Origin of the sequence: Desulfococcus multivorans (genome assembly GCF_001854245.1) — a bacterium.
GTDB classification, from domain to species: Bacteria; Desulfobacterota; Desulfobacteria; order Desulfobacterales; family Desulfococcaceae; genus Desulfococcus; species Desulfococcus multivorans.
This window is the reverse complement of the sequence record NZ_CP015381.1, coordinates 3,604,557-3,622,197: the sequence shown is the minus strand read 5'-3', so window position 1 is coordinate 3,622,197 and position 17,641 is coordinate 3,604,557. Positions and strand designations below refer to the sequence as shown.

General features: G+C 63.7%; 8 protein-coding genes. All 8 read right to left on the bottom strand.

Going from position 1 to position 17,641, the window contains the following annotated elements; translation table 11 throughout:
* Positions 1-19: 19 nt before the first annotated feature.
* Positions 20-4,483, bottom strand: coding sequence for a hypothetical protein (locus tag dmul_RS15835; RefSeq protein ID WP_020877795.1), 4,464 nt, complete (start codon positions 4,481-4,483; stop codon positions 20-22).
* Between the two features lie 74 nt (positions 4,484-4,557).
* Positions 4,558-5,511 carry a hypothetical protein gene (locus dmul_RS15830; protein ID WP_144016385.1) on the bottom strand — a complete coding sequence of 318 codons (954 nt, stop codon included), beginning with the start codon at positions 5,509-5,511 and terminating at the stop codon, positions 4,558-4,560.
* On the bottom strand, positions 5,394-6,416 hold the full coding sequence (locus dmul_RS15825; protein WP_020877793.1) for a hypothetical protein: 1,023 nt from the start codon (positions 6,414-6,416) through the stop codon (positions 5,394-5,396). Before dmul_RS15825 ends, dmul_RS15830 begins: the two co-directional genes overlap by 118 nt.
* Positions 6,409-6,675, bottom strand: a complete 267-nt coding sequence (locus dmul_RS15820; protein ID WP_020877792.1) for a carboxypeptidase-like regulatory domain-containing protein — start codon at positions 6,673-6,675, stop codon at positions 6,409-6,411. Before dmul_RS15820 ends, dmul_RS15825 begins: the two co-directional genes overlap by 8 nt.
* Positions 6,676-6,782: 107 nt before the next feature.
* On the bottom strand, positions 6,783-11,348 hold the full coding sequence (locus dmul_RS21100; protein ID WP_020877791.1) for a trypsin-like serine peptidase: 4,566 nt from the start codon (positions 11,346-11,348) through the stop codon (positions 6,783-6,785).
* Positions 11,349-11,402: 54 nt separating this feature from the next.
* The gene (locus dmul_RS15810) at positions 11,403-13,730 is read right to left on the bottom strand and encodes a hypothetical protein (protein ID WP_020877790.1); all 2,328 of its coding nucleotides are present in this window, start codon (positions 13,728-13,730) and stop codon (positions 11,403-11,405) included.
* Between the two features lie 113 nt (positions 13,731-13,843).
* A complete protein-coding gene (locus tag dmul_RS15805; protein WP_020877789.1) occupies positions 13,844-16,198 on the bottom strand; it encodes a hypothetical protein in 2,355 nt (784 codons plus the stop codon).
* Positions 16,185-17,630, bottom strand: a complete 1,446-nt coding sequence (locus dmul_RS15800; protein WP_020877788.1) for a hypothetical protein — start codon at positions 17,628-17,630, stop codon at positions 16,185-16,187. Before dmul_RS15800 ends, dmul_RS15805 begins: the two co-directional genes overlap by 14 nt.
* Positions 17,631-17,641: the final 11 nt, after the last annotated feature.

The window sequence follows — 17,641 nt, the reverse complement described above, 5'->3', positions numbered from 1 at the left end:
ATTTATAAAACGTCGGCATTTACTTGAGTACGCTCACGTAGAAGAGCTGGGCGGATTGTCGTCGCGGCTCGGGATCCCGATCCTGCCTTCCATTCACCCGGATAACCGTAACGGTGTAGCTGTAGGTTTCGTCCAGGCCTCGGCGCAGGATGACATCATCAATCGGGTAGTCAATGCGTACCTGCGCCTCGAGCCGGCTCGCCGTCAATTCGGCGGTGCCGCCGCCCTGGAACTCCACGAGAATGACGCTGATCTGTTCGTCCTCGCGGCCGGCCACCGGGGTAAAGAGGGTCGGGATGGCTTTGACCGTGATGGTGTTGAAATATTCCAGGGTGGTGCGGTCGAGGATGCTGTCCCAGACGGCGGCTGCATCCGGCAGGACCTGCACGTCCTGCAGGCTGATGCGTATTTCGGGAGGGTGCGAGCCCGGGATCGGGAATTGCGGGACGACCTTGAAATCGACTTTGGCGCCGGAGGCCAGATTCCGTATCGGGAAGGTCAATCCCTGGGTAATCGCGGGCAGGGTCTGTCCGTTCAGGTGCAGGCTGACGTTCAAGGCGTCGATCTGCAGTGGGCTTTCGATGGCATTGAGCAGCGAGACATTGTAGCCGGCATCGCTGCCCGCCTCGACGCCGTACAGGAACAGCTCTCCCACCAGGTCGTCCAGGCGGGCGGTGAAGGGGATCACCTCTTTGTTTTCACCCGGCACTTCGATCTCCATCCGTCCCAGGAACAGCGAGGCGGTGTCGCGCTGCAGCGCATCAAAGAGCACGCGAAAGTCCGGCAGTTTCATCACCAGCGAGTCTTTGATCAAATCCTGCAGGACGAGAGAGACCCCGGTGCGTTCCTCCTGCACCGACCCCCGCTCAGTGGGCCGGTCGATGAAGAAGCGCACATCGCTGGTCAGGAAAGGCTGGAATTCGACGGTGGCGGCGCCAAACCGGGGCTCAGCCAGCAACGCCGGACGCGCCTCGTCGAGGCGCTGCAGGTGGGTGTATGGTGCAACGATATAGTCAAACAGGACATCGGTGTCCTGGGTGCCGGTCCGGGAGGCCACCCGGACGGTGATAAAGGGGGTGAACGGCGCTTCCTGCCGCCGGGCAATCTTGAATTCATCGGGAAAGTAGTACACCATCTTCGGGTTGGCGCTGTCCTGCAGATAGGTGTGGAATTTCCCCTGGGACTGCAGGCGGTAGCGAATCAGGCCGCTGCCGGCGTCGGTGCCCGGGACGATGCCCTGGAATATGTAGCCGTGCAGGTTGTAGGGGAAGGTGAACGGGGCGGGCTGGACCGTCTGATCCAGCTCCCGGACCGCTTCCAGGTATTGGGGCGGCTGGGGTTTGGCGGAACGCGTCTCGACAGGGTCGGATTTGCGCACCACCTTGGTGCGCCGGTCTTCGAGCTGAACGTAGACCTGCTTCGGCAGTTTTCCCGCCGGCACCCGAAACCACAACCGGGTCAGGGTTCTGGGCGATGAGAGCGCGCAAAAGCCATATAGCCGCCGGTTGGCCGCGGCGTCGTAGATATCCACCCAGGTGCGGGAGGCGTTGGTGTTCTTGCCGCAGGGGGGAAGGTCGGGCGAGGGCTTGAAGTCATCATTCGCGTAGTCCTGCCAGTTGGTAACGCTCAAATTCACCTGGACGAAAGCGGTGCCGCCCACGGTGATGGTCTCTTTACCGAGAAAAGCCAGCACCGGCACGGGTAAGCCGCGATTGATGATCGGCGGGAAGGTGGGTGGGAAGCGGGTAAGGCGCCCGGTGACGCGATTGGTGAGGTCGGGCTGCAAGCCGGATAACCGGCTTGCCTCGCTTGTCCGCAGGTGTATGCGGTTCGGGTGGCGCTCCACGTTGCCCAACAGACTGGTGTCGACGGCGGTCAGGGTATTGACCGGGCGGCGGGTGTCGGTTGAATGGCGCGTGTTCACCGGGCGGACCACCACCGCGATATTCAGCGGATCGGGGGTATTGATCGGGGTGATCCTGCCGGCGGGAACGCGCATGCCGGCGTTGAGCAGATTGGGCTGGAGCGTTGCGGTCAGCGGTCGCGGCGGCAGGCCGGCGGTGACCTTCTTAACGCGGATGTCGTTGAAGTCGGTCTTCGGCGGGGCCGTCCGCGGCAGGGCCACTTCGATCACCCGCTTGACGATCAGGCGCGCCTGGCGGTCGGTTTGGGTCAGGGCCTGGAAGACGTTGTCCCGCTCCTGGAGCGTGGCAAAGGTCAGTTTGGCGGTGATCACCGCTCCCTGGACCGTCACCTCCTGGAAGGACAGGGTTTTCCGGGCGCCGGACGGCGGTTGAGGGAGAAAGTCCAGGGAGACGGCGATCTCGTGCGGGTATTCCTGAGCGTCGCGGCCGGCATCCTGGATGGCCGGAGCCAAACCCTTGACCAGGCCGACGGTGAGCGAAGCGACGCCACCATGGTCGGCCATGGCGATCCGGTAGCGCTGCTGCCCGGAGACGCTCAGGATGTCGAGCGAATACCGGGGAATGTACAGTTTTACGGAGGGATCGCCCGGCAGGCTGTAGAGCAGGGTATCGGTGGGTTCGGGCTGCGGGCAGATGGGCACCCCTTTCGGCCATTGTCTGACGCCGGCCTCGGCGGCTTCGCTATGGGGTTGGAGGGGTATTCGTTCCGGCCGCGGGGTCATCCGTTCAGAAAGGACCGGCATTTCCCGCACCGGGCGGGTTTCCGGCTGCCGGGGCTGGATGGTCAGGCGTTCGACCGGGTACGGGACGGTCTGCCAGGCCTCTGGCGGGCCGCCGGCGGCGTAAGGGCGGTAGCGGAACTCGGGATGGAAGGGGGAGGGGGCGAACCAGCCGTAGCGCCGGCTGGGTTGGTCGGGGGTAAAGACCAGGGTGGTCATGTTGTCAAAGGTTTCACCGGCCAGGACGGGCAGGACTTCTATGGCGTACAGGCGCTCCCCCCGGTCAAACCGGCAGGTTATTTCCACTTCGTGGTAGCCATATTCGGGGAAGGTAACCAAATCCAGGAGAACCGGCCAGGACTCGAAGGGCCGGAGTCGGAGCTGCTTGCCGGTGAAGCGATCCGCAGCCGTGCAGGTGAGGCTGACGGCTTCGCTGCCCTGGGGCAGGGACAGGCTGATGGAGGGCCGCCCGTCATCGAGGCTGAACGGCAGGCTGTGTTCCTGCCCGCCGTAGCGGTAGCCGCAGGTCCCGGTCAGGGCGGCGAGGCCGAGCAATTCGGGGGTGGCTTCTATGGTTGCGAATTCAATCGGGAACTGGTTGGGGAAAAGCCGTAGCGGCGATCCGGACCCGGAAAGGGTGGGGCCGTGAACTTCGCGCACCCCCAGGTCGTCGGCGATGACCGCAAAGGTGTTGTAGCGGTACTGCAGGCTTTCACCGGGCGACAGTCTGACCTGGGTTTGGACGAGATCGTCCGGCGGCTCGAGCGTCACGGTGATCTGCCTGCTTTGCGGGCGGTCCGGGGGGTTGGGCGGAAAGGTCAGGTTGGCGCCGATGGCGGCGACGCCGATCCGCTGGATGGGCAGGTTGCAGAAGATCATCAGGTGCGACTGCTCCAGTTCGGTCAGGGCGGCGGCCGTGTGCTGATGAATGAAAACCTCGCTGCCCAACGCCTGAAGCCGGCGGCGGACGCCGGAGAGGGCATCGAACTGCATCACGACGCTGCGGGAGGCCGGGAACGGCTGGGAGAGTGACCAAAAGATGTCCCTGTCGCCGTCATCCGGGGCCTGAAGCTGGATATCCGGGTCGTTTAAGTCCTCGGCGGCCGGCAGATAAGTGCCAAAGCGGGCGATGATCCGATCGACCATCGCTTCCCTGAAGGCCGGAGTCTGGATGAGGTCGGTCCGCCCGGTGATCTCGGCGGGCAGGCCCGCTGGATCCTGTGTGAAGAAGTTGACCAGGGTCTGCCGGGACAGGCGGCCGCCTGCCGCGGCGGCGATGGCGGGGAGCAATTCCTGTGCCCGGAAGCGGACGACGGCGTCTACCCTTGGCGAAATTCCCTGCATCCGGGCTTCGGCGACGGCGTAGACAGGCTGCAGGCTGTTGCAGAGGATCTCCTTCAGGATCAAACCGCCTTCCAACGACAGCCGGATTACCAGCCGGGCCGAGCCGAGATTGTTGGCGGCGAGCTGGACGGGCGCCAGCAACTCCGGAGGAAGGTTCAGGCCGAGGGCTCCCGGGACCAGGCGAAAGTACCAGTCGGTCAGGGCGCAATTCGACAGGGTGGCGTTCGGGTGCCGGCTGCGAATCCGGTTGAGTGCCTTATCCGTGGCGTATTGGGCGTTGAGCCGCATTTCCAGGAGCGCATAGCCCTGTGTTCCAGGCAGCGTCAGTGCCGGACGGTACAGGTCGAGGGAAAAACCCACCCGGTCGTCTGCCTGTTCGGCTACCGAACAGCGGTTGGGGGTCAGGGCAAAGGGCCCGCCCCCGAAGGGGTAGTAAATCATACCGTCCTCAAACGGGATGGGGCGATCAAGATCCGGATAGCCAAAGAATGACATCGCAATATCCTCCTGAATGATGAATCCACCCACGATCGGGGAGATAACAACACGGTTTCATCAACCCGGCGCCGTTAGGCTGACATTTGGATCCGGCGCAGCGCCTGGGCGGCGACCAGGGCGGGACAGCTCCAGACGGTGCCCCCGTAAGCGCTGCAGCAGCAGCCACGGGCGGGGGGAGCGCCGGCCGCCAGCTCCCGCAGCCGGGCGAGGGTCGGGCCCAGGTCGGTCACTCCGCATTCCACGGCATGTTCGACGGCTTCGTGCAAGCCGTGAATCGAAGGATAAAAGGGCGTGACAGCCTGCTGTCGGCTGGGCTGCCCGCCGGCCCAGGCGACGCCCTGGGTAATTGTGCCGACCGCTTCGGCGTATCCGGGGAGGCCGGCGCCGCCCACCCGGGCCATGAGCGCTGCGGCGTTGGCATTCACGCAGCAGTCGATCACGTTGCGCCGGCCCGGTTTCCCCACCCAGGTCAGGAAGGCCCCGGGCATGACCCAGGGCGGGTAGATCTCGCCCGTCCGGCCCGAAAACCGATGGGGAACCAGCACGGTCAGGACGGTCCGCAACCCGGCGCGACGGCTGATCCGTCCGGCCCGCAGCAACTCCAGGGTCAGGATGGCGGTATCATCCAGGTCGGCGGGCAGGCGGGGTGCCCAGGCGGGGCGCTGCGTCTCCGGCCGGAAGCCGAAAGCCCCTTCCAGTTGGGAAGATCGGCAGCTTTCCAGGAAGTCCAGGGCGGCGGAGTACGTCCGTGTCGGCAGGACCTCGTCCGGCAGGTGGCGCAGTTGGCGCAGCACCAGGGCCGTGGTAAAGCCGTTGCAGTCCGGGCGCCGACCTTCCCGATCCAGCACTTCGGAGGGGAAGCAGCCGTCCGGGTCCTGCAGGCGTGCGATTTCGGCCGCCGCCGGATTCACCGCTTGCCTGCCGGGGTTTTCAGGGTCGTTTCCGGCGGGCGAACACCGATGCTGAGCGCCGGTTCCCCGGTGGGCAGCAGGGTGACGCCCAGGATGCCGTGATACGTTTTCCACAGGCGGCGGCCGGCCAGCGGCGCTGTAACCCGCTGGTATTCGCGATCATCCCAGCCCAGAGCCGTGGACCAGCGCCCAAACTCCCGCCGGATGCGGGCGTCGCCCCCCCAGAAGGTACGGGCGAAAAAAAACAGGGTGGCGGTGTGCGCCGTCTCGCCCGCCTGCCAGGTATAGCTGACCCCGACCGATTCGCCCGGCAGCCGTTCGGCAAAAGCATGGCCATAGGTTTCCCGGAGATAACCTTCCAGCTCGTCGGCCAGGTGGGCGAGACCGGCGGGCGCCAGCACGGCGGCCAGGTGGTGGGGGGCCAGATCCTTGACCCGGTAATACAGTTCCCACTGGTCGGAGGCCGGAGACCAGGCGATCATACGCAGGTGGACGGGGCGATCGATCCGGCGCGGCTGCGGGTAGTCACCGAGCAGGCCTGCCGGCCCCGCCGGCAGCGAGCCGTCGGTTGCCGCCTCGAAGGGCGTTTCCACATAGAGTTTGAACTGATCGTCCGCCGGACTGTGTCGCCCGCCCACATAGGCCCCAAAGAAGAGACCGCCGGGGCGTTGCAGGCTGCGGAAGGCGGCGGCCGTTTCCGCGGAAATCGGAGCCGGGCCCAGATCGGTGACGGCCTGCATGGCGGTTTCCAGCCGCTCTGCAGGAGCTGCCCGGGGGCCGGCCGGTTCGACGGTGTAGCGCAGCCGCTGATCGGCGGTGGTAAAGGTGATCTCGACCGGAAAACCATCACCCGTCAGACGGCTGGAAGTCCAGGCGTCTTTGCCGCCGCCGGCGAGGCGTTCCCGCAGCAGGTACTGCAGCGCGGCGGCGGCACGGGCGGCCAATTCCGCCGGGAATGCAGCCAGCGCCTGGTCGAGCGCCGGATGGAGAGTGTCGACGCGGCTCGGGTCGCTATTCATGGAGCCGGATCTCGACTTCCGCCGGCTGCCCGGGCCGGACTTCGGCCTCGGCCTCGCCGACCGGTTGGCCTCGGCGGTGAGCACTGAGACCGTATGGACCCGGCGCCAGTCCGCTCAGCCGGAAGCGCCCATCGGCGTTGGTCAGGGTCGCCAGGTCGCTGGTTGGCTGTGTGCTGCTGCTGATGGTGATGGTCACCCCGGAGACCGGCCGACCGGCTGCGTCCACCACCCGTCCTGCAATGGATCCTTTGTCGTTCATCCGACCTTCCTCATCCGCGGAAGCCGGACGTTCGTCCGCCGGCCCCGGTTTTCCGAGCGCCGAGACCCGGCGTTTAAGCAGCGTCGGGTCTTGGCGATCTTCTGCATTCACGGCACCTGCGCCGTCCAGGAAACGATGTTGTCGAACACGTCCTGGGTGATGCGGGTGGCACCGTTGTTGACGGTGGTGCCCCAGGTATGGATGCCCACGCCGTACCGGCTGCCATCCGAAGAAAGCTCCCAGACCGGGGATCCGCTCTGGCCGCCATAGGTGTCGATCTCATAGGTGATCTGGCGTTCCCTGACCGTGCTGACCGCCCGGGAATTGAACCACTGGGTGCCGTCCTGGTGGGTCGGGCCGCCGTCACCAGGGTAGCCGGCCAGGTTGAGGGTCAGACCGCTCAAGTGGCTGTCGGCGCGATTGGCAAAGCCAAACCAGCCCAACTGGTCGCCCAGGCGGTGGTCTTCGGGCAGCAGGATGGCGCCGTAGTCATAGTCGCGGTCATTGTCGACCGTCCAGCCCATCACGCTGCGGAAATCGCGGGAAATCACGCTGCCGTAGGGATAGGTCGTGCCGTTTCGGCCCGGAATCACTTCGATCTGGGCGGCCCATCCGCCTTCATCCGCCATGTACACACAGTGTCCTGCGGTGAGCAGCAGGCGCGGGCTGACCAGCCAGCCGGTGCCAAGGTACATGCCGCCGGTCTGGGCGGTGATCAGCAGCGAGCAGATACAGCGCCATGGATAGACCTGAGTGTTGTTGACCTGGATGCGGTCGTCCGCGCCGATGATCATTTCGAGCACTTGCCTCGTCACGGCCTCCGGCTTGGCGGCAATCCTGATGCGTTCCTGGGCGCGTTCAGCGGCCGAGCCGAAGCTGGCCCAGTAGGCGTCCAGCGGAATGCCGGCCAGGCGCGGGGCGGCGGGGGCGGATTCCGGCCGGCCGGCGGCGCCGGCTGACGCGGCCACGACTTCCATGGTTTGGACCGCGCTGCGGCCATGCTGACCATAGGAAGGTGCGAAGATGCGCTCGGATCGGAACGGCGCCCGGTTGGCGTCGGACTGGTGCTTGTAGGCCGCCGGATGACCGGATGTCACGGTCGGGGCCGGAGACGGTTGGATGGATGCCGCTCTGCGAACCTGCTCTCTGGCGCGTTCCATACGGAAGCTTTCGCGCACGGAACCGACGGGAATCCCGAAGGCTTCCTCGGCGTGGCCGCCCCTGTCGGGAGTGGCGGCGGGCTGTTCCGCAGAGGGCGGCTGCCCGCCGGGATTGGTGGTGGTACCCGTTCCCGGCGTGGGCGTGCCCGGCGTGTAGGCGCCGCTGCCGTCGGGCTGACCGGTGGTCGTTCCGCCGGGCTGGGTACCGCCTGTGTCTCCAAACAAGATCTCCAGCAAATTGTCGAAGGTTTCCCTGGCCAGTTGGCGCTTGTCCCCATCCGACGGGTTGGTTTCGGCGCCTTTTCCTCCTTCGGTTGGCTGCTGGTATCCGTAATTCTTTCCTTCTGCCCCCTTGTAGGCTTCCGTGCCGTGGCTGGTCGTCCTTTCCATTGTTGTTCTCCTTTTGGTTATCGATTCACCGGTCAAATGTTCACCGAGAAAGATGATTGAGTTTTCCGTGGTCACGGCAGAAAGCTGCCGGACGGAGTTGTCCTTGCCGAGGATCGTGATCTGGAAGGAAATCGTGTCCACTGTCGGATCCAGGCGGGCGAAGCGCAGCCGCTGGGATTCCTGGGTCGTCCCGACGAAGCGCAGCTGTTCTTCCCGGCGGATCCGGTTGGGTGGGTCGGCATAGACCACCTTCACAAACACGGTGTTGATCGTGGAGCCGTCGTAGTTGGGGAAGAACTCGACGATCAACGGTTCTTCAAACGGGTCGTTCACGGTGACCGAGGGGATGCCGGTCGAGATGGGCCGGGTTTCCCGGGTGGTGCCGTCCTTGAGGCGGTGAACGAAGCGATAGCTGAACTCGCGCCGCTCCGGATCGCTCAATCTGAGCTTCCAGGTCTGGGTGGGGCCGGAGGGTTGAACGGTGAGGACTTTGTCTCGCGACCACTTGCCCGGGTCTTCATAGTGCAGGTGGACTTCGGTCGAGTCGATCATGCCCGGGTCCAGGTCACCGGGGACGACCTTCACTTCCATAAAGCCGAAGTCGCGGAAGGGGTTGATCAGCAGCGTGCGGTCCAGGGTGGCGGTCCTCGGCAGATCGTAGCTGAGCTTTTCGCCGTCCCAGCCGGAGAGGGGATCGAAGTGGTATTGGGGCGTGTAGCTGTAATTCAGGTCGAGCCGGGAGTTGAGGAAGAAGGCGGCATGCTCGATCTGGGGCCCGCCGGGGCGAAAGCTGACGTCTTTGAACTTGAAAGTGGCCGGTTCGGAAGGCCGGCCGTACTCGATGGCGACATCGGACTTGAGCAGCCCGATCTGTTCGAAGACGGGCGGCGCCTGAATCTCCAGGTCGAGCTTGCGGAAGAACGGACTGTCAAGGTCGACTTCAATGAAGTGCGGCGGTCCGTCCAGGTCGGCGGCCAGCAGACGGAGCAATCCCTGGGGGGCGTAACTGCGCTGCACGGTCGACTGACGGTTATAGCGGAGCGTGAAGGTTTTGTCTTCGATCTGCTGGATCTTCTTCAGGCTGAAGGCCAGCCGGATGCCCATGGGCGGCATATTGGGGATGGTGGGCGTTGGCTGACCGCCGCCCGTTGGCTGACCGCCGCCTGCCGGCTGGCCGCCGCCTGTTGGTGCCGGACGGGTGAGCGTGCCCTGGATGGAGACGGCCCTGCCCCCGGCGGAAGCGCCGCGGACGAGCACCACCCGATCGTTCGGGTCGCTGACTCGCCCGGCCTGATGGGCGTCGTCAAAGCCGTGAGCGCCGCTGGAAGTGATCTGGGCAGCGCTGCCGATGATGCCAATCGCCGCGTCGAGGCGGCGCTGGGTCAGCTCCCGGTTGTGGGCGGCTTTGGAGGGATCTCCTTCATAACTGGCATACGCATCCACGCTGACCCGCTTCGGAGAACCCAGGACGTTTTGCAGCCAGGCGCGGAGGGCGTCGGCGCCCCGCGCCCCGCCGATCGGAACGGTTGATCCGCCGGTGCTGGTTTCAAATCGCGAGTCGAGCGGGTTGGTGCGGTTGTTGAGATAGCCCTGGTAGCTGGGGCTGGGCGGCTGGACCGACCAGTTCTGGGGGCGGGGTTTGTCAAAGTCGAAGAACAGGCGGAACGCCTGCTGCACGGCGGGGGCCGCCGGGTAGTCGGCCTTGATGTCGAGGGACGCCCCGGGGGCGACATCCAGCGTCAACCGGCGTTGGTCGGTCAGGGTCTGCACAACCTGGTTGATGCGCACGGACGGAGCGGTTTCCCCGCCCAGAAAGGTCAGGGTCACCTGGTCGCTCGTGGCGAGCTGGGAAAGCTGGATATCATAACCGGGGGTGGGCGGCTCGACGCGTTTCTCCAGGCGGGCGGCCTGGCGTCCGGTCTCCAGGAAGGGGTAGGCCCACACTTCACGGACCACCGATTGAGGGGCGACGAGCCCGAGCGATTCCCGGGCAGGGGGTTTGACGGCGGCGACCGGGTTGGTGGGGGAGCGAGCGATGAGCCGGCCGCCGCCACTCTCGGGTTGTTCGCCGCCCCCGGTGGAGGCGCCGCCCCCGGTGGAGGCACCGCCCCCGGTGGAGGCACCACCTCCGGTGGAGGCACCGCCCCCGGTGGAGGCACCGCCCCCGGTGGAGGCACCGCCCCCGGTGGAGGCACCGCCCCCGGTAGACGCACCACCCCCGGTCGAGGTGCCCGTCCCGGTCGGGGTGCCCGTCCCGGTAGGCGGGCGGGTCCCGCCGTTGTCGAAGGTGACCGGAGGCAGGGTGGGCTTGAACCATTCGGCCAGGATCTGCTGCTTGAAGAAATCCAGGGCCCATTGCTCCTTCTCGGCAGCGTCGGCGCTGTTGGCGAAGTTAATCACCTTGATCTCAATCACCCCGTCCTGCCTGAGCTTTTCAAAGGCGAGGTCGATGCCCGCCTCCAGAAAGACCGGAACGCCGTAGATCACCGCGCCGGCGCTCAGATCGATGCCCATACTCAGGTGGTCGTAGATCCGTTTGTAGTTGGCTTTAATCTCGACGTCCAGGGCGGGCTGCAGGGCGGTGTATTTCAAGTCATAGATGACGCCGACCGGCATGGCCCCCTGGCGGAAGGCCTGATCGAGGATAATCGAACCCTCCTGGCTGAGGGTCAGGCTGAAGACGGCATTGTTGTTGCCGGCCAGGGAGGGTTTGGTGGCGCCCAGCACGGCTTCGACCGCCACAAAGGCGCCCGGCAAGGGAGCGGGAGCGTTGGTGCCCCCGCTGCCCTGGATGTTCAGGGCGACGATCTGGACCGTGCCCTCGTCAAAGGGAACGACGGAGAGCCGCGGCCGGCCGGTGGTCATGCTCGAGAGCCTGCTGAGGATCTCGCGTTCCACTGCGGGCAGGAGCCTGAGTTCCACCTCCATCGTCAAAAAGCCGCCTCCCTGCACGCCGCCGTCGGCGACGGCCGGGCGGTAGCGGATGAGGGTGAACTGGGAGACGTTATTCCGCCGGGCCAGCCCTACCGGACCCGGCAGGTACCACCATTGCTGCTGGTCCGCATGATCCGGGAAAACGGTGATCCCTTCGATGGTCTGTACTTTGCTGCCTGTCATTAACATAGGATGTTCCCTCTCATTCTGCGGGAGGCTGGTGCCGTTGCATGACGCCGGCGTCTATGCCGCGGGCAGGATCAACCGATCCCCATTGAGCAGGCCGAGGTCCCGCTCCCGGACCAGACCGTTGGCCATCACCAACCGCGCCTTACAGGTGTATTTATTGCGTTCGGCGGAGGTATAGTCATACTCGAAGAACCCCGTCTCCCCAGGTGACCAGAACGTGAAGCTGTCGGCAAAGCTCAGCCCGGCCCCGTCGTCGGCAAAATTCAGATCGGCTTCCATGCGCAGGATGCCGTTTGCTGCAAAATTGACCTGGGCCGGCTGGACGGTCACGATGCGATGGCCGATCATGTCGGTGCGGATAAAGATGGCCGAAGCGGCCGTGGTCGAGCTGGGAATGTTGATCAGCCGGTTGTCTTTGAGCAAAATGGCGGCGGTATAGCCGACCAGACGGTTTTCGGGATCAACCAGGTTGGCGGTGAAGGTTTTGGGCAGGCGATCCTGATCGGTATTGAAGAACGAAAGCGTCTGTCGCTCTTCCACGCCGTTGGCTTCGTCCACGTAGGTCATCTCGACGATGACCATCGAGGCAAGTTCCCAGGAGACGGCCGGGATCACCTGGACCGTGCGCCGGGTCGGCCGCGGATCGCGGATCAGGAACAATTCCTGATTGGTGGTCTGCCAACCGGTATGGATGTCGCGGTGGTCGGCGGCCAGATAGCCGATGCGCACCTGGTATCCGTCGAGAGCGGCGTCCAGGCGGAAGCGCTTCCAGGTCGCCTCGGGTCTGGCCCTGGTGAGCAGAAACGTTTCGGCCAGGTGGATGTCATTCTGATCATCGGTGTAGCGCACCTCGATCGAGACGTTCGGAAACCGCTCCCAGGGAAGCAGGTCGGCGCCGAACTGGATCTCGTCGATGAAATAGAGTCCCTCGCCGCGGGGCGAGAGGTCGAACTCATCCCCCTGGGTGGTCAGGGTGCCTGAATCGATGATCCCCGGGCGTTCCGCCGTATCGACGTTTTTGAAGAGCACCCGATACTGGTACGCCACGTCGCGCTGCATCATCCCGCCGGCGATGATGCTGTTCCATTCTTGCCGGCCGGAGGCCTCGGTCCTGGTCAGGCGCAGGGTTTTCGGCTCACTGCCGTACTTCAGGGTCAGGTTGAGCGCTTCGACGCTGTCGTTGTCAAAGTTGACCAGGGCGTGGGCTTTGACCTGCCGTTTCTGGAACCAGGGATCGTTGAGCGTCACCGATTGTAAGAAGCGCGAAGGATCGACCAGACCCTGAGTGATCAGATCGCGGATGGGCTGACCCAGACCCCTGAGGTTGGCCTGCGGATAAATGCTGCGCTTGACGCTGACCCGTTCGTTCATGGTCAGGTTGATGCGCTTCTGATCCACGCGGGTGTAGTCGATCCGCTTATACGAAAACTTGGTGACGCCGCCCCAGCCGCCCGTGGCCGCCAGGAGGGACAGTCGTTCGGCGGTGTGGGTGAACTTGTCCCAGCCGTCCTCTTCTTCCTTCACGGGTTCGATGCTGGGCGCGAAGAAGCTCTCCAGAACCATATCCTTGAAGTCGTTGACGGCCTGGTCCCGCCGCCCCACCCAGGATCCGGCGTCTTCCCCCTCAGGGAGGAAGGAATCGACGTCGATCCGGATCACCCGATCTTCGATCAGTTTGTCCACCACATTGTCGATCTCGACCGAGGAAAAGAGGTAATCAAAGCCGAAGGACTCCTCAAAGTGCGTCTGGACCCGATCCCAGTCGGCGCTGACTTTCACGGTGAACGCGGGACGCAGGGCGAAGAAGTCCAACGCGTAGATGACGCCGACGGGCATCAGTTCGCCCTGGAACAGGGCGGTTTCGATCAACTGCACGCCGTCCTGGTCCAGTTCCACCGAGAAGATGGCCTGATTATCGCCGTAGAGCGCCGGTTTGGCGGCATAGGGCGGGTTGATCCTGAGCACGAACCGGCGGGCGGCATCGTCGGGAGGGGCGGGCGGACGGCCGGCTGCGGGCGGTGGGGGCGTTGTTTCACCCAGGATGATCAGCTGAACGGTGCCGTTTTCGAGGATGACCGGGGCGGGGATCGGGTTATCGCGCAGCCGGGTGATGCGCTTATACTCGGCGGCAATGGTATCCAGGCGCTCCCGGTCGATGCCCAGGTCGACCTGAAAGGTGAGAAACCCGCCGTTTTGGGGCGCGTCACGAAACCTGATCAGCGAAATCTGCGGGATTTGAGCCCCATCCGGCCCAACCGTGGGATCAAACACGGTGGATATTCGGGGCATTGCCGGCAGATAGTAGAACTGGCGCTCGTTGGCATGGTCGGGGAAGACGGCAACCCCTTCGATGATGAGATACGGCGGCTTTAGAAAGAGCATAGCAGACTCCTGACGTCAAAATTGCCGCCGCAAGCCGGAAGGGTGAAATTCCGCGGCTTGCTTGGCAGGGTAGCTGATGACATGACCACCTCTTTCGGATCCATCTGTTCTTGCTATTCTTGCCGGGCGGCTTCCTGCCCGGCAGGCTCTGCCTGGGCGGATTCGATCGCGAAAGACTTCCAGCCGATGGTCTCCATCTGTCTGGCCGTCTTCAGCTTCACCGCCTCGACCTGGGTATCTTTGATCCTGCGCAATGGGATCGCCTCGGTATTCCTTTCGTCGGGGTCGAGGATCAGGGTCAGATCGGTGCTGTCCTTCGGCCCGATGGTTTTCTGCAGGCCGTCCATCATGAAGTAGGTGATTTTGTAGGCATAGGTCTTGTGGTCCCCGTTCTTCAGCTCGATCTTCCAGGTCTGGCCGGCGGCCTTCTGAGCGCTGAAAATGAAGTCCTTGGCCACCGAAACCCCGCCTTCCGGATCGTGGTAGCTGAGCGACGCCCGGACCAGTTTCACCCGGGTCCAATCCAGAAGCGCCGGCTCCAGGTTGATTTCCAGGAAGGCCTCGACCGGGGGCGGCAGGAGGATGGTGTCGCTGACGGCTTGCGTTTCGGGGATATGCTCGCTGGTGCCGTCCCTGTAGACCACATCGGCGCTGTAGGTGACTTTGCCCCCGGTTTCGCTGATGACCGGGATCACCCAATCGAAGAAGGTGACGGCGGCGGTCAGGGCCTGGCTGCGGGTCTGGGTGTAGTCGTTCCGGACGTCGGTGTAGGTCAGGTTGACGAAGACCGACTGGATGCGATTGGCGAAATCGCCGGCCCCGCGCACGCTGACGGTTTTGCGTCCGCCAAACACGTCGTTGATGAACAGGTTGGAAGAGCGGCTTTCCAGCTCGCTGCCCTGAACTTCCTTGCCGTTTTTCATGAAGTATTTGACCTGATATCTGTAGTTTTTGCGCATCGGCTCAAAGATGACTTTCCGCACTTTATGGGTAAGCTGGCTGGGGGAGAGCACGAACTGGTCTTCGAACGGCTCGACGTTGCGATCCTCATAGCGGAAGACGACCAGGGCGCGATCAATTTCGTTCCAGTCCAGGTCACCGGCGGAGACGCTCACATCCAGAATACCGACATCGTCGACCCCGATCGTCAGGTTGCCCTCGTTGGTTTCGACTTCCGGCGACTGATAGATGCGGCTCTCGCCGATGTAGTTGACCTGGTAGCTGTACTTGTATTTCCAGTTGTCGTTTTCGACGTAAGCGGCAAATTTGCCGATGGCGTCCGGTTTGTTGAGGACCACTTCGCCTTCGGGCTGGTTGGGTTCCAGGTTGGCCATCGGTCGTCCGTTGTACAACAGCTTGACTTCGACCGACCGGATGGGCAGATGATCGAAATCGGCGTTGACAAAGGTGTTGACCCGCAGTTGCCTGAAGAACTCGTCGTCCAGGTCAATCACGTGGAAGTAGTCCTCCCACCTGACCGGCGAGCCGTCCGGCATTTTCTGGTCCACGATGCTCTGCAGCTGCCCGGGCGGAGCGATGTTCCACTCGACGGACTGCGCTTCGCTGTAGTGGATGGTGACATTGGAGATCTGGGTGTTGGAGATATCGCGGGTGACGTCTTCAATGCCGTCCGGGGTCTTGCGTTGGTCGTCGGGTACCGGCGCAACCGCCTGGATCATCTTGCGCTCGACCGCGTCCTCAAGGGCGCGGGTGGCCCAGTCACGGATGGGGCCGCGGATCTTTTCGTCGTCCACCAGGCCCCAGTCGAATTTCAGATCCATGGCTTCGGACTGGATCAACTGCTCACGGATCGTTTCCCGGTAGGAGTCCTCCGACCAGAGGTTCCAGTCGGTATCAATGGTCTGGTAGAAGCTGTAGAAATTGGAGGCGTAGAAGTAGCCGTCCACGGTGATCTCCGGCAGCCGCGCCCAGAACCAGAGATCATAGACGACGGCAACCGAGGAGCCGCCGGGGGTTTTCATGGCCTCTTCGAAAAAGGTGGCACCGTTTTCGCTCAGCTCCAGTCCGAAGGTGGCGATGTTGTTGCCGTACAGAGAGGGCTTGCCGGGGTTGTGGAGCTTTTCCACAAACAGCCCGTCGGACCCGGCGACGATCAACTGGGTGGTGCCTTTGGCGTAGTTGATCGGGCCGAAAATCACATCCGGTACGGGAGAGATTCCCAACCGGTTGGCATCCTGAGCGACCTGACCGGCCAGGACTTCCTTGATCTTCGGCAACTTGGCGGCATCGACGACAAATTCGACATCAAACAGGACGAACCCGCCCCCTTTGCGACCATCGGGCCGGTCGACGGGGAAGCGGTATTTCATGAAGCTGAAGGCCAGCTTGCCGTCCGTATAGCGCCGGTATCTGGGCTGCTGGGGAATGAGATAAAAGACGTTGATCTTTTCGTGATCACCATAGACGGTGACCTCTTCAATGGTCTGTACTTTGTCAATTTGTAACATCGGCTTTTTCTCCTGAAAGCGTCAGAACGGAATCCGAGGAACGAAGAATCGCAGCGGATGGGGTGATGATGCTCCCATCCGTGCAAACGATCTGCCAGCGAGCATCCAGGTAGTGCTCCGGAGCCCGGGTGGGGGAGACCAGCCAGATCCATGTGGTCCAGGAATCCTTTTCAAACTGGATAAAATACTGGCGGGGAGCCGGACGGTGCGGCGGATGATAGCTCAGCCGGACTTTTACCCGGCGGACGTTCGAAGCCGCAAACGGCCGGGCATCGACGACAAGCCGGGTCAGGCCCACCGCTTCGGGACGTAACGGCATTTCAGTCTCATGCGACGGCATCAACTCCTTTCTGAATGTGGGGGACCCATCGGTATACCCGACGGTCAGGCGTAACGGTTGGTCTGCGGGACCGGCCATACGGACAGGTCCGAAAAGGGGAGGTTTGAGCACGGCATGCGCCGTTTCCCACTGCAGGCGGATCCAGGCAATGGGGGCGCCCCGCGGGTCGAAGTTCAACCGGAGTTGTCGCGTCCGGGCCTGTTTCTTCGCTTGTTTTCCGGCACCGGCCTCATGGGTTCGTGAGGCGACAAAACCAATCGGGTTTCCGGTCAGATTCAGCGATGCCAGATCCACCCGGGGATGGAAGGGTTGGAAAGCGTCCGTCGTCAGGCTCACCATCACCTGAAATTCGGTGAGCGAATCGCCGTGCCGGGTGCGGATCAGCCTGGGCAGGCGTTCGGCGGCACGGGCGAGGACCCGGTTGTAGAGGTCGTTGACCAGCCCTTCGGACGCCTGCTCGGGCAGGTCCATATCGATCATTGCCAGGCCCTCTTCAACCGCCGCCTGCAGGGCGAGGCGAAAGCCAGGCGGTCCGCTGTCGAGATATTCGGCCAGCCGGGGGAGCAGTTGAGATGAAAGGGGGATGAACCGGGCGCTGCCCGTGACCGGGGCCGCCAAGGCGACGTCGTACTCCACCGCCAGGCGCCTGGGGTTGCCGGTGAGGGCAGCGGCAACCGCGGCAAACTGCTCCTCGGTCAGGAAAAGGTTGAACAGGGCTGAGTAGGGCGCTATACCGGAGGTGGCGCTGGTGGCTATCACCTGGAACTGCCCGGCGCCGTCTCCCAGGAGCAGGTTACAGCGGGCAACCTGTGCCGGGGCCGGGGCCAGGCGGAGGGTGGTGGGGTCGGCGATCGCCTCCTGCCGGGCAATTTCGGTGCGCAGAGCGGCAAGCGACTGTTCGGAGGCGCGCCAGGCGGCGGTCAACATCAGGTAGCCGGTTTGTCCCAGGGAGATGAGATTCCAGAGCGGGGTGCCGGTTTCGCTGCGGTCGAGATCGGCGTGGAGAGGAACGAAGTAGTAGGATAGCGGCGCGGAGAGGTTGGGGAAACAGAGCAGGTCTTTAACTGTAAAACTGTTCGCTGGATGGCGCATTTTCCACCTCA

Coding starts and splice junctions, on each gene's coding strand:
- dmul_RS15835 (WP_020877795.1), bottom strand. CDS start 4,483: ATGTCATTCTTTGGCTATCCGGATCTTGATCGCCCCATCCCGTTTGAG.
- dmul_RS15825 (WP_020877793.1), bottom strand. CDS start 6,416: ATGAATAGCGACCCGAGCCGCGTCGACACTCTCCATCCGGCGCTCGAC.
- dmul_RS15820 (WP_020877792.1), bottom strand. CDS start 6,675: ATGAACGACAAAGGATCCATTGCAGGACGGGTGGTGGACGCAGCCGGT.
- dmul_RS21100 (WP_020877791.1), bottom strand. CDS start 11,348: ATGTTAATGACAGGCAGCAAAGTACAGACCATCGAAGGGATCACCGTT.
- dmul_RS15810 (WP_020877790.1), bottom strand. CDS start 13,730: ATGCTCTTTCTAAAGCCGCCGTATCTCATCATCGAAGGGGTTGCCGTC.
- dmul_RS15805 (WP_020877789.1), bottom strand. CDS start 16,198: ATGTTACAAATTGACAAAGTACAGACCATTGAAGAGGTCACCGTCTAT.
- dmul_RS15800 (WP_020877788.1), bottom strand. CDS start 17,630: ATGCGCCATCCAGCGAACAGTTTTACAGTTAAAGACCTGCTCTGTTTC.